At 43.8% G+C, this 14,201-nt stretch carries 7 protein-coding genes; 2 read left to right on the plus strand and 5 right to left on the minus strand.

All coding sequences use genetic code 11. From position 1 onward, the window contains the following. Window positions 1-142: 142 nt before the first annotated feature. A complete protein-coding gene (locus AJGP001_RS13565; RefSeq protein ID WP_071153093.1) occupies window positions 143-1,234 on the plus strand; it encodes an S-layer homology domain-containing protein in 1,092 nt (363 codons plus the stop codon). Window positions 1,235-1,320: 86 nt separating this feature from the next. On the opposite strand, the gene AJGP001_RS13570 is transcribed toward AJGP001_RS13565, so the two are convergent. The 4 genes from AJGP001_RS13570 to AJGP001_RS13590 form a co-directional block, all read right to left on the minus strand. Next, window positions 1,321-5,094, minus strand: a complete 3,774-nt coding sequence (locus tag AJGP001_RS13570; RefSeq protein ID WP_078080656.1) for a S8 family serine peptidase — start codon at window positions 5,092-5,094, stop codon at window positions 1,321-1,323. A gap of 212 nt (window positions 5,095-5,306) precedes the next feature. After that, a complete protein-coding gene (locus AJGP001_RS13575) occupies window positions 5,307-7,217 on the minus strand; it encodes a S8 family serine peptidase (RefSeq protein WP_071153090.1) in 1,911 nt (636 codons plus the stop codon). A gap of 1,253 nt (window positions 7,218-8,470) precedes the next feature. Continuing rightward, window positions 8,471-9,496 carry an acyltransferase gene (locus tag AJGP001_RS13585; RefSeq protein ID WP_071153088.1) on the minus strand — a complete coding sequence of 342 codons (1,026 nt, stop codon included), beginning with the start codon at window positions 9,494-9,496 and terminating at the stop codon, window positions 8,471-8,473. 170 nt (window positions 9,497-9,666) lie between these two features. Next, window positions 9,667-10,632: a CBASS cGAMP-activated phospholipase gene (locus AJGP001_RS13590; protein WP_078080657.1), complete on the minus strand. Its 966-nt coding sequence runs from the start codon at window positions 10,630-10,632 to the stop codon at window positions 9,667-9,669. 520 nt (window positions 10,633-11,152) lie between these two features. On the opposite strand from AJGP001_RS13590, the gene AJGP001_RS13595 reads away from it, so the two are divergent. Next, window positions 11,153-11,893, plus strand: a complete 741-nt coding sequence (locus tag AJGP001_RS13595; RefSeq protein WP_078080658.1) for a C40 family peptidase — start codon at window positions 11,153-11,155, stop codon at window positions 11,891-11,893. A 1,080-nt stretch (window positions 11,894-12,973) separates the two neighbouring features. Here AJGP001_RS13595 and AJGP001_RS13600 read toward each other — a convergent pair. Next, on the minus strand, window positions 12,974-14,080 hold the full coding sequence (locus tag AJGP001_RS13600; RefSeq protein WP_078080659.1) for a S1C family serine protease: 1,107 nt from the start codon (window positions 14,078-14,080) through the stop codon (window positions 12,974-12,976). Between the last annotated feature and the right edge of the window lie 121 nt (window positions 14,081-14,201).

Below are 14,201 nucleotides of genomic sequence, written 5' to 3' on the forward strand. Positions count from 1 at the left end.
GTAAAAATAGCGTATTTGGTGCCTGGCACCCAAACAATTCTCACACTACTTTAAGTTTTTTTCATAAAAAACCCATTTAAGGACATTTAGTGGGTATACTATAAATGGAATTAACTATAGATCTTGGAGAGGTTGGATAACTTTGAAGAAAACTTTGTTTTTATGTAGCACTGTACTGGCTTTGAGTTTGATCGCTACACCTGCTTTGGCTGCATCTGACGTGCCAGAAAACTACCGCTTTCACGACGAGATCGATTACCTGATTGGCAAGAAAGTAATCACAGGCTATGATGACAATACGTTCCGTCCCGATAACGTTGTCACTCGCGCCGAAGCGGCGATTATGATTGGCAAGCTAAAAGGATTGGATGTTACTCAAAAAGCGACTCAATTTACCGATGTGAGTAAAAGCAGTAAAGCGAGTGGGTATATTGCCGCTGCGCAAAAAGCCGGTTACTTGAACGGTTATCCAGATAAAACATTCCGTCCCGATGCAAAAATGACTCGCGGCGATATGGCGATTGTCCTTGGGAATGTTTTCACGACACCTCTTTCAACTGAATTGAATTTTAAAGATGTTTCAAGCAACATGAAGGCATTTGAGTCAATCAACAAAATCGTTAGTTACAATATCGCCGTCGGCTATCCTGACAAAACGTTCCGTCCTTTAGACGCTGTGACTCGCGGTCAGTTTTCTGCATTTCTTGCGCGTGGATTAGAGCCTGTCTTCAAAAATGATACGCATATGGAAAACTCTTACTTGCGTGATAAAACGAAGATTTATTCATACCGTTTAGACGATGGCACGATACTAAATTCTCACTATACGGAAGACTCCAAGCTCGCAGCAACTGGCGAATCACTCGGGTTTCTTTGGGAAAACTACACTAAAGACCAGGAAGACATCTTCTATACAGAAAACGAAACCGACGACATGTATGCTATTGGCTATCCGTACTCTGAATATGTAGTTGAATTGGTTTACCCTATCCAAAAAGGGAAAGTATTCAACATCGACAATCCTTTCGCACCTAAAAGTAAAATTACTGGTGTAAATGTAACCGTCAAGACCGGCTACAAAACGTTTACTAACGCTACTGAAGTTACGGTTCCATTCGATCCTTCAGTTAAACACGACACGGGCTACAAATATTACATGGTCGAAGGATTCGGCAATGTTAAAACGGTCGATTTCGATGGTAAAGTTTTCTACGAACTGATAAAAATCCAGTAATTGGTGCCTGGCACCCAAACAATTCTCATGCAATTCAATTCAATAGAAAAAAGCCGGAAGCAGCAAAGCTTCCGGCTTTTTTTCATTTAGTTCTTATTCGGTTTTCCTGGCTTTTCAGGTTTTCCTGGTTTTTCAGGTTTCCCCGGCTTGTCAGGTTTCCCGGCTTTTTTCGTGATGGTGAACGTTTTTTCTGTAACATGTCCAGCCAGATCAATGACTTTGAGTTTGATCTCGTTTGCGCCATCGGTTAGTACAGGTACGGTTGTTGTAATGTTTTTACTGAAGTTTTTCAGTTCGTATGGTGCTGTTAGTTTTTGTGCGAAAATCTCATCATCGTAGTAATACGCACTGATTTCGTCGAAATTGTCTTTGACGTTAAACGTGATTTCCACTTCGTCTTGGTCAGAACCGACTTTTTTCGGTACGTCTACTAATGTGATCACCGCAGGCTTCGTGTCTACTAACACTTGACGGCGAATTTCCATTTCGTTGCCGAATTCGTCAATCGCTTTGACTTTAACGTAATGAGAACCGTCCGCTAATGTCAGGCTGTGGCTAAAGGTTTTGCCGTCAAATTCTTTTGCCGGTTCGCCGTTAACGGTCACTGAGACAATTTTCGAATCGTCTTCTACTCGTCCAGCAATCGCCACTTCTTTTGTTTTGTGTACGGATAAGACGTCCGGCTTATCGATAAAGACGACCGGTTTAACTTTTTCTGGCGTCGCGGTTGCTAAGTCAACTACTTGTTTGTTGCCTGCTGTGTCGTAGAATACAGCACTTAGCTTGTCACCGGCTTTTAGCTCAGCTGACACTGCATAGCTCTTAACGCCAGGAGCTAATGAGTCGTCTTTCGGTGTTGCTGCATCTTCTGTTAGTTCTTTACCGTTTAAGAACACTTCCCAACGATCTGGACCCGCTCCTTGTGGGTTATCGGTAAAGCTTGCAACTTCTACTAATTTGGCTGCTGCGTTAAAGCTTGCAACCGCTACTGGTGCGACCGTATCGACTTTGACGGGGAATTCAAATGACTGCCATTCCGCATTTTCGTAATCGATGACCGCGCGCAATTGAATTTGGTAGTTGCCATCTGCTACTGCTTTTTCAAGCACTTTTCCGTCCCAGCCATTTGCTGGATTGAAATTATACGATTCAGTTGATGCGTAATTTTTTACCAACTCATCTTCTGTGCGTATCGTCCGCAACTTTTTGCCTGCCGCGTCCAATACGTTCACTTCAAATTCTTTGGCGTTTCTGAGCAATGAATACACCGGAACTACTTTGTCCATGACACCATCGCCGTTTGGTGAAAAGGCGAATTGACTTGGCACAAAGTCTGGTTGATGCGTTCCACCTGTAATGGTTTTGCCTTTTTCATCTGCTAAGAATGTCGTGCCGTAATAAGTGGATGGATTCCATGCCACGTAATCAAAAATATTTGCATCGTCCCATCCGCCGTTAAAGCCGAAGTAAGGTACGACTAATGGTGTGTTGCCTGTCACTTCTTCGTTCACGTCCGTTAATGTTAAGAACCCGTCCACGAAAAAGCCATTTGTAAAGGCTTGATAGGCTGCATCTTTTTCCAGTGCCGATACATCTACTGACACGATGATTTCTTTGCTGCCATTTGCCGGAACTGCGACTGTTTTAGGCGCGTCAATCACCACTTGTTCTGTCACTACGTTCGATCCCGCAACGTTTGGTGCCGTTACGTCGACGCCGCTTGCTTTTAATACTTTATCAGTTTGAACATTTACAGCTACTTGATAATTTGCCGGTTGGTCAGAGAAATTCTCTGCTACGACGGTAAATGTAAAGTTGTCGTCTTTGATTTCTTTTAACGCTACTTTGGATTCGCCTGTTGATTTCTCAACTACCGTCACATCTGTCGATAGCGCATCATGCAATTGCATCAACCCTGCTCCTTGGCGACGTGGTGAAACAAACTCGCCCGCAATCAATTCTACTGGGTTGGCTGTATTCATCATCAGGTTTTTCGCAAACTGAACACGTTCTTCGCCCTCTAGGCCGAGTTCATCTAAGCGTTGGAAAATCAATGCCGTTCCGCCTGAAACATGCGGTGCTGCCATAGACGTTCCGCTCATTAAGCCGTACTCATCATTGTTTAAAGTTGAGAAAATGTTGCCACCTGGCGCTGTAATTTCAGGTTTGAAGTCCAAGTTTGGCGTTGGTCCCCAAGAAGTGAAATTGCTCATTTGGCCAGCTGTCGGGCTTTTCGTTTCTAAATATTGCCCATCAAAGTTAACCGTAACCTTTTTGCCAGCATCGATTAACGCCTTCATCGCGACGCCATCTGTTTGAAGAGTCGACATATAAGGAATCGTAACTGCTGGGTCTGATGCCATATTGATGGTACCTGTTGTGTTGTTGTAAATAATAACTCCTACTGCTCCTGCTGCTTGCGCATTGGTTGCTTTTTCAACAAAGGCAATGCTGCCGCGTGAAATAAGTGCAAATTTGCCGGTAAAATCGGTTCCAGCAAAGTCAGCCGCTGTACCAAATCCTGCACTTGCCACTTCATAAGAAGCTGCTGGCAACTCACGCGGGTCTTTATCGTTTGCCAATAAGTACATCGCGCGTCCAGCTTCTGCACCGTCCGCTTGATAAGCAAAACTCATGGCCGTAATAATATCGTTTTCAAATGACGCTACACCAAACGAGTCAAATGAAACACTTGGTGAACCTGTTAAGCCGTAATCTTGGTTTTCTGCGTAAGGATAGAAATAACCCGATCCCAGCATATCCGAGTTTCCAGCTGAAATGGACACGAGAATACCGCTATTCGTCGCGCGCTCTACTGCTTGTTGTTCCGGGTTTTGAGAATCCACAAATCCTGAAACAGATCCAAGTGACATATTAATGACGTCTGCTCCTAATTTGATCGAGTCATCAATCGCTTTAATGTAAATATCTCCGTAAGTTGACGGATACAACGGATCGTTGCCGAACACTTTTAATGCCAGTAATTGTGCTTCTGGTGCTACGCCTTTAATGCCGCCATTTTCCTCATTGCCGTTTGCTCCCACTGTACCGGCTACGTGCATGCCGTGCATTGAAGCTTCAGGTCCAAGGTCTAAAATTTCGTTGTTGCCGTCCATGTAATTATAGCCAAATGGCACTTTAGAAGTGAAAAATTGACCGCCTTCAATGGATTGGTCCCCGAGCAATGCACCGACTTCGGCTTTTGTAATTTCACCTGATGTGTCATCTGTTAATACCATATCTTTATGGCTTGGGTCGATGCCGGTATCAATTACGCCGACGACCATGCCTTCACCTTTATACTTATAATCGTTCCAAACTTGTTGCGCTTGCACAAGTTCTTTTGAGTATTTCATTTCCGGTTTGATTTCCGGACGTTTGTATTCGGTTGACTCATAAACTGCTTTTACACCTGTTTGTGAGGCAATTTCTTTTACTTTTCCTGCTTCGACTTCAGCAGAAAAGCCGTTAAAAACCGTCGTGAAATTTTCTAAATAGGTAATCTCTGGAGCAAGTTCTGAAATAGTCGATTGAATTGAATTTTGTTCAGTGCTTACTGTTGCTTCTAATGATTCTTTTTGTTTCTTAGGTAAATCTTTGTAAAGTACCCCTTTACGTGTTGCGTTTTCGATTGTTGGATCACTTTCTAATTCTACGATAATCCGAACTTGTTTTTTCGGATTTTTCGGGTTCTTCAGCGTTTCTGGTATTTTAACTGCTGGTTTTTTGAGCTGCAATTCTTCGTTGCCGGCACCTGTTTTGTTCGGTGCTGCTGAAACATTCGGTATACCTGCCGAAAACGAACCAAAAGCGACTAAAAACACCAATGCCATCAATAAAATCGAACGTATCTTCCCCAATCTTTCTCCCCCTTGTTTAACTAACGGAATTTTCAAACTAAAAGACAGTTTAAATTTACCATATTAAAACACTCTTGCCACTATTCTTTTGTCAAATATATATTACGTTTACATTACAATTGTTACAAAAGTAGTTAAATTACTCTGATGCAGACAACAAAAAATCGCCTACCCATAGGCAGACGATTTCTAAGCACCAATCAAATTCCATCTTATTTAAGAGATAGTTGATAAATAAAGATTGCCAGCTGACCTCGCGTTACATTTTGACTCACGCCAAATTGTGTAGCGGTTACGCCATTTGTAACTCCGTTCGCTACGAGTGCATTGACCGCTTCTTCATAGCGTGGAGAGACATCTGTAAATGGCAATTTTTCGGCAGTTGGCTGCAAAGCATAACTATTTTGCAAAATCAATGCGATTTCACCTCGCGTCATACTTTGCGCAGCACCAAATAATGTCTCCGTCTTGCCATCAATGTAGCCCGCATGTTTTAGCGCATTAACGGACGCTACAGCACGTGCCGGGACATCGGTAAATCTAGAAGCTGGAGCTGCTGCTAAATCTAATTCCAACTCTTTTGCCAGCCAAATCGCTGCATCTACACGCAAGATCGGGCTTTGAATGCCAAATCGCGTCGAACGCTCACCTTTGGTAAGTCCTCTTTTCACCAAATAATCAACGGCTGGGAAATACTTTTCAGAAACATCCGTAAACAATCTAGCTGTTTGCACAACCTCTACTTTCAGCGATACCGTTTTGCTTCCCACAGTCGCTTTTACCGTCGTACTGCCAACTGCTTTCATCGTCACTTTCCCTTTGGATACCGTTGCAATCGAGGGATCTGCAGAAATCCATTTTGCGGTTTCTGCTGCATTGATGACTTCCCCCTTTGTGTACGAAGCCGTTAACGCCAGTTGAACCGAATTGCCGACTGTACTCGTGATTGACGACTTGTCCGGACGTAAACTAAGTAACGGATTGTTTGTTTCCGATACTCTCGGTGCTTTATAGGAAGAAATTTGAATCAAGCCATGACCATATAGCGGATCTCTGCCCACTTTGCCTAAATCTTTTGCTTCTTCCGCTATAATCGCACGTAAATCCTTGTTTGTTAGTTTTGGATAAGCTTGCTTCAACAAAGCCAATTGGCCAGCTACATAAGGCGTGGCCATAGACGTTCCTGATAAATATTCGTACCGATTGCTCGTCATCGTACTGAAAACATATGCGCCGGGTGCCATCACTTCAACAGCGGGTCCTGTTGAAGAAAATTCTGCACGTTTAGCATCTTGATCCAATGCGCCAACTGCAATAACAGACGAATAGCGAGCAGGAAATTCCACATTATCCTCTTTTCCACTTAAAGTACCGACATTTCCAGCGGCCGCCACGATCAACAGCCCTTTCGCATATGCTCGGTCAAAAACGGCTTTAAAGGCGTTGGAATTTTCCGCAGAACCTCCACTAAGATTAATAATATTCATATTATTCGCGATTGACCATTCCACACCTTCAATCAAATCCGACAAATAAGCATTGCCTTCCCAGTCAAAAGCTTTTACAGAATAAATATCAGCGTCATAAGCCACCCCTTTTATGCCAATGCCATTATTGCGGGCACCAATGATTCCGGCAACATGCGTTCCATGTCCCTGGTCATCTGAATAGGAAGTTGTATAATCGGCAGTTGAAATCCCGCCTTTGATCACCAAATCATTATGCGGAGAAATTCCCGAATCAATGACAGCAATTTTCACACCTTTTCCGGTAAATCCTGAATTCCAAGCTACGGGTGCTTTTATTTGAGGAATTCCCCAGCCTTCTGTTTGCGCACTAAGTGAAAACACAATATCTTCCTCAATTGTCCGAACTGACGAATCTTTTAAAAGTTCCTGCGCTTCTGCGTTTGTCATCATAGCAGACGCAATCGCCACTTCATCATAAACCTCCACATCAGAACCACCAGAATCTTCGGTCTTTTCAGCGATTGAAAAGCTCTTTTGCTCTTTTTCATAAACGATAATCATGCGTTTTTCATCCTGATCTTGAGCGGAAACCGTTAGTTGTCCCATTGCTGCGAACAAAAGTAACGCGCTCAACACGCCATAAACTATTCTCAATAAAAACCCCCCCTTTACTAAACCAATTGAATTTGTTTAATTTTCCAAAAATAAAAGAAATATTTAACATACATATAAATTCGTTTCCAATTTCAGTATATAAGATGTCCGCATACGCGTCAAAGCCAATTGCATCCAGTGTTTAGTTACTTGTATTGTACGCACTTCCAGCAAAGATAGAAAGGTCTTTTCAAAAAAAGATATCAGAATAAATAAATTTCCATTATATCTAGAAAACAACCCACGTCCCCCCTAAATCTAAAGTGTCAAAAGCAAAAATCATCACCCTAAAAGGACAGCGTATGCATCCCCCAAAAAAAACCACAAGTACTCTTTTTTGAAAGTGTTGTGCAGAACCTTGGCTTGGGAGCACGTGAACATGAAACCAGCCTCACGATAAAAGCGCCGGCGCGTGCACCACCGCCGCCAAGCGACTCCAGAACCCCTCACACCCACTACCCAACCAAACAAAGTAAGTTCGCTAAGTCTTCCCCAACACCCAGCCAAGGCGCGCCAAGGGCTAGGCGAAGCACGAAGACGAGTGCTCTTCTCGGCTTTGTGCGAGAGCCAATGAGGGACCAGGCATTCCTGGGACCTCATTTGCGACGAGCTTGCGCAGGAGCAATCGTCTTTGCTCTACCCCAAGCGTCCGAAAGCGACTTCTAAAACTTCACAAAAACTCCTCCAACAATCCCGAATCTGAACACAAAAAGCGCAGGCGCGTGCACCACCGCCGCCAAGCAACTCTAGAACCCGACACTTACTCCCAACCAACACCAGTAGGCTGATGAAGTATTCCCCAACACCCAGCCGAGGCGCGCCAAGGGCTAGGCGAAGCACAAAGACGAGTGCTCTTCTCGGCTTCGTGCGAAAGCCATGCCCCAAGCGCTCGAAGGCGACTTCCAGAACCCCACAAAAACTAAAAACTCGAACCCAAATTACCCACTCCTAGCGCCGGCGCGTGCACCACCGCCGCCAAGCGACTCCAGAACCCCACACCCACTACCCAACCAAAACAAAGTAAGTTCGCTAAGTCTTCCCCAACACCCAGCCGAGGCGCGCCAAGGGCTAGGCGAAGCACGAAGACGAGTGCTCTTCTCGGCTTCGTGCGAAAGCCATGCCCAAAGCGTCCGAAGGCGACTTTCAGAATCTCACCAAACCTATCAAGATTTCGCGTTCTTTCCACCGCCTAGAAACTCCAGAACCCCACAAAAATTAAAAGCCAGCCCCTCAACAGAAAGGCTGGCTCGTTTCTATGGCACCAGTCGGTTAACAACCGGTAACTTTTGCATCGCCAAAATGATGCCGAACGAAATAACAAAGATCAAGATCCAAACAAGCGGCACACCAATCAGTGGATTAAACGTTGTTTCATTTAACCCAAAGCTTCTATTCAAAAAAACTTGAATAAGCGGGTGAATGATGTAAATGCCGAACGTTGCTGTACTGATGCGGGTGATCAACGCATTTGGTTTGATTCGTTTCGCCATATGCTGAAAGCCGATGAAAATAAACAGCGTAATCAACAAATTATTCGGCCGGTAATGCTCATAGAAAAATTCATCAAACTCGCCCGCCGGCAATCCAACATTTAAATAATAAGTCCCCCACACCGTCACCACATAACTGACTGCTGCGAGTATGCCAAGTGTTGGCATGTATTTTTTCGGTACCGGGTAAAGCACGAGATACGCACCGAGCAAAAAATACCCAATATACGGTTCAAACAGGCCGGCAGCCAAAGCAAGTTCAAAGTTAAAGAACTTTGGCAAGAATGGCAAAAAGCTAGAAAAGAAAATCCAAAACAGCAAAAAGGCTTGAAACGTCTTCTTGTCCATATGCATGACGAGCAGTTTCAAAAAAGGCGCCATCAAGTAAAGACCCGTGATGGTGTATAAAAACCACAAGTGGTAATAAATATCATCGGTTAAAAACTGCACCAAAATTTCATAAGCGCTATACGATTCATCCAGTATGTAAATATTGTATAGCGTGTACACCAAGCTCCAAAATAGCAACGGAATAACAACTTTTGCTAATCGTTTCTGGAGAAATTGCCAAACACTTTCTTCTTTGCCGCGCGTCAGGAGCAACGCCCCACTAAGCATGAAGAAAATAGGTACACACCAACGCAACCCTGCGTCAAAGGCGTTGGCAAAATGCCAAATCCATTCATCTGTCGTAGCATTGTTAATAATTTTTGATACTACATGGATGCCGACCACAACAAAAATCGACAAGACCCGCAGCCAATCCATATAGTCGTATCTTCTGGCCATTTCGGGTATCTCCTTTTTCGAACTAAATTGGATACGTGTTCAGTGTCACTGAAAATCACTTGAACAAGTTCGACTCCTTCTATTATAGAAGAAAGAGTTTCACCACTTTTTGTTCCTTTTATCATCTTAGCTTGTTGCAGAGCTTTGAACCAATACATTTTGATGACAAATTAGGATTCCACTAATTGCCGGCAAAGCTCTCGGATTTCTTCTTTTCGTGTGTCGACTAACTCTTGCCCGAGTTTAACCAAGGCCTGGATATTTTCCGGAGACCCATCATCTAGTTTTTCTCTGCCATCTTGCAACAATTCAATTTGAAAGCGGTAGTAGCGCTTGTTTTTTTCTCGTTCCGGTAACACATAATTCAATTGATAATGAACAACATCTGAGCTGCCGTCCATGAGGATATACCAAAGTGGACGTGCCCATCTAAGCAGACCCCATGTACGGTAATTTTCAAATTCGATGGTCAGCTGTGGATTTCCTGTTCCGAGTGACACAACGAGTAGATCTTCATCGTCCGGGAAAATTTCTTTTGCTTCCGCATAGGCACACATCGCTGGATTGTTGGCAAACACCCCACCGTCAATAAAGCTTGCACCTGGATAAGCCTTTATTTTTTTGGGGGTAAAGTAAGTGGGAGCTGCCGATCCTGCCCGTGCTACATCCCGCATGAATACATCTTTTTCGATTTTCTTTGTATGGACGTCACGACTTTTGAAAAAGGCAGTAAATCGGCCGCGAAGTTCATAGCTCGGAACGACGACAGGTTTGATCGCTTCTGAGAGCATCGTGCGCCCAAAATACTTTTTCAGCACTTTTTCAAGTGTACGTGCATGGTAACGGCTCGTGAAGATGCCGCGCGTAACTTTGTAAAAAAAACTTTTATCAAATATTTCTTGAGATTCTTCTATATAAAATCCAAGAAATTGCTGTGCCGAATAGCGTGGTTTTCTAGCATCTTGCAGATCTGGTGCGACAAGTCCGAGTGCCAAAATCCCACCCGTCGATGCCCCGACAATCAAATCGAACAACTCAGAAATGGGTTTTCCACTTTCTGCTTCTAATTCGGCGAGTAGCATTGCAGGAATAATGCCACGCACGCCACCTCCATCGATCGCTAAAATTTTTTTCACGCTAGTGTCCCTCCCTCTAACTTTCTGATTAATCTAATTGTAAGAAGCGTTTCGAATGTTGTCAAAATTGGTTCCAAATTTATTTGTCCAATCTCATTTTTCACACTATTGAGATAGTAATATTATTTCTTTATGCTATTTTGAGTATTGTATTAGTAGATGAAAAAAAGACTATTCGTCTAAGATTCCCTTGTATTTTTTTGGCTTTGTGTAGCTAAAATAGAGCTGGCAGGACTTTTAATTTTGGATTTATTAGGATGTTAATTGTTACAAAGCAACTATATCGAGACATGAAAAGCTCTTTTTCAGAGAATTAAACCTTTTTTTCGTTTTTTATAGCTATTCAAAATCCCTCTACATCAAGGTTTCCAAAGCGTTTTTCATTTTGTTATACAACTGTAATATAACTGCAATTGAATTGACGTTGTTTTTAAGTTGTTCTCTCTATATAGTAAATGACAGAGCAAAATATTATTAATTCATGAATGTGAATAATAAAAACTTGGAGGAACCAACAACAATGAAAAAACTTTTCTTTACGCTACTTACAGCAGGATCATTGCTATTTGCTAACTCAGCCACAGACGCACAGGCAACTCAGCCTATCCAAAACGACGCTTCATCTCAGGTAACTACGGATTTATCCATAGAGCAAGTTGCTGCCAGCAAAGCAACTGCAAAATCAGGTACATTTAAAATGAAATACAACTCAAACGTTCGTGCTGATGCAGGAACCAAATACAAAGTTGTGACGATGGCTAAAAAAGGCGCAATCGCAACGGCTACTCACCAAAAGAAAGTCGGCAAATCGACTTGGTACAAAGTAAAAGTTAACGGCAAATCTGGTTGGGTACTAAGCACGTTGCTTACTTCAACTACCGTGAAAAAAGCTTCTGCGAAAACATCTTCTTCTTCATCAGTGGTATCAGAAGCTTTAGCACTTCAAGGTATTCCTTACAAATTTGGCGGCACAACTACTGCTGGATTTGACTGCAGCGCATTTATCCAATACGCATTTAAACAAGCAGGCAAAAGCGTGTCACGCACAACGCTTTCACAATATGCTGAGACTTACAAAGTCAGCAACCCACAGCCAGGCGATTTGGTTTTCTTTGCGAACACGTACCGCGCTGGAATCTCACACGTTGGGATTTACATCGGTAACAACAAATTTGTCCATGCAGGCGGAGCAAAATCAGAAGTGAAAAGCATGGACGATCCTTACTGGGGCAAAAAATTCCACAGCTTCAAACGTTTCTAATCCAATCAGATACTCAAAAGAGTGACCCGAACGTCTGCTGATAGCAGGCCTTTGCCGGTCCTCTTTTTTTATGTAAAAATTTAGTTGGAGATAGCTAAAGCTACAGCCTTGCCGGTAATACTATCTACCGCTCTGTTCTCGATTTCTTCCTAAGCTATAAAATTGAAATAACGAGTGAATTTTGTGTATAGAAGTGACCAGTTCATTTAGAACAGCAAAACAATCAGATGAAGATGTGAAATTCCCATGTACAGATAGCAACCACCCGGGTAAACCTCGTCAACTCTTCCTTCACCTCTAGCGATGGCGCATGCACCACCGCGGCCGAGCGTCTCCAGAACCTTACACCCTCTACTGCCACATACAAATAGATGTACAACATCCACCACTCCCTAGCTGAGGCGCGTCGCGGGCTAGGCGAAGCGCTAAGACGAGTACTCTTCTCGGCTTAGTGTGAGAGCCATGGACGACAACGGGCTAGACACAAATTGCAGAACATTTGTGTCTAGCCCCAGGCAATCATCACCCTAAAAGCGAAGGCGCGTGCACTTCCGCCGCCAAGCGACTCCAGAACTTCACACCCACTACCCACCCCAAAAAAAGTAAGTTCGCTGAGTCTCCCCCAACACCCAGCCGAGGCGCGCCAAGGGCTAGGCGAAGCACGAAGACGAGTGCTCTTCTCGGCTTAGTGTGAGAGCCATGCCCCAAGCGCTCGAAGCGGTGTATAGAACCTAAAAAAACCTATTACCCTTATTCAATCTTACTTAGCGAAGGCACGTGCACCACCGCCGCCAAGTGTTTCCAGAACCTTACACCCTCTACTCCCACATAAAAATAGGTGCACTTATACATCCACCACTCCCTAGCCGAGGCGCGCCAAGGGCTAGGCGAAGCACGAAGACGAGTGCTCTTCTCGGCTTAGTGCAAGAGCCATGCCCAAGCGCTCGAAGGCGACTTCCAGAACCCGAGAAAAACTAAAAACTCGAACCTAAATTACCACTCCTAGCGCTGGCACGTGCTCCATCTCTGCCAAGCGGTGTATAAAACCACAAAAAACAGACTCCTTCAAGAGCCTGCTCGTCAGTTATTCACAATATCCGTAATTTGATAATCTCCGTACTCATCAATCACCACCGTATAAACACCTGCATGTGACACAGTTGTTGATTTGTCGCCAGTTTCTTCGTGGTAAGTAAACTCTGCTTCAGCAGTGACTACTGCGCTTTCTTCGTTAATCTCAGTACGCGTAATTGTCGGTTGAACCGTATCGTACATGCGATTTTGTCCGCTATACTCTTCAATCAAACGGGTTGCTTCCTGTTCCGCTTGACTGCCTGGCAACACGTAGGACAAGTAATAAGCCGAGTCAGCGTCGTTTAATGAATAAGGCAGTAATTCGTAGTAGGCGGATATAAAACTTTCCAGCAAATCTTCAGCAAAATAAGCATCTTTAACATCTTGCAAGACGACTTCCTGTTCTTCGGTAACCAGTGGGTTTTCGGTCCATTCGCTTAGTTGATCCCAGACTGTATAAAGCGGGATGCTGTAGCCAGATCCTGGTTTTTCTTCGAGAATAATGGAGTTGATGCCAATAATTGCTCCTGTGTCTGCTGCGATGAGCGGCCCCCCACTTGATCCTTGGGCGATTTCTGCGGTCATTTCGTAAAGGTCTGTGTATTGGTATTGATCCGAAAAATCGAGATCGGTTGTTGTGATTTCACCGGTTGTTGCGGTGTTGCTTTGGTCGTTTGGACTGCCGATTGCGACGACTGGCGTACCGACTTCAACGGCCTCCATTTTAATCGCTAACGGCTCTTTGCCTGCTAGTTCAGCGACGCGAACAATGGCAAGATCCTCCGTTTCAGATATACCGATCACGTTGCCATTAAACTCTTGACCGTCGCTATTTTTGACGGTGATGTAGGATGCATCTAAAACGACGTGGGCATTGGTCAAGATGTCCCCTTTGTTGTTAATCAAAAAACCCGAACCTTGTTCAAGATCGGTATACAGTGTGTAGACATGCGTTTTAGCATGGGCGATCATCGTTGCTTGGCTTTGCTCTACCATTTCAGTTTCTTCTGGAACTGGTCGCGTGTCCTCTTTTGGTGCTTGACAGGCACTCATGGCAACAACAAAAAATAAAAGAACTGGCAGTATTTTTTTATAGCTCGAGAGTTGATTCATCGTGTTCACTCGCTTCTTTTTGTGTTCATTATATCAACTCGCTGATAAAAGGTCTTGTGCGCGCAAAGAAAAAGCATCCCGTTGAACCGTGCTTTTTAGGCACGATTCAAACGGGATGCTT

Origin of the sequence: Planococcus faecalis (assembly GCF_002009235.1) — a bacterium.
GTDB classification, from domain to species: domain Bacteria; phylum Bacillota; class Bacilli; order Bacillales_A; family Planococcaceae; genus Planococcus; species Planococcus kocurii.

What these genes read in the sequence shown, in the direction of transcription:
- AJGP001_RS13585 (WP_071153088.1), bottom strand. Translation starts at nt 9,496, where the DNA reads ATGGCCAGAAGATACGACTATATGGATTGGCTGCGGGTCTTGTCGATT.
- AJGP001_RS13595 (WP_078080658.1), top strand. Translation starts at nt 11,153, where the DNA reads ATGAAAAAACTTTTCTTTACGCTACTTACAGCAGGATCATTGCTATTT.
- AJGP001_RS13600 (WP_078080659.1), bottom strand. Translation starts at nt 14,080, where the DNA reads ATGAATCAACTCTCGAGCTATAAAAAAATACTGCCAGTTCTTTTATTT.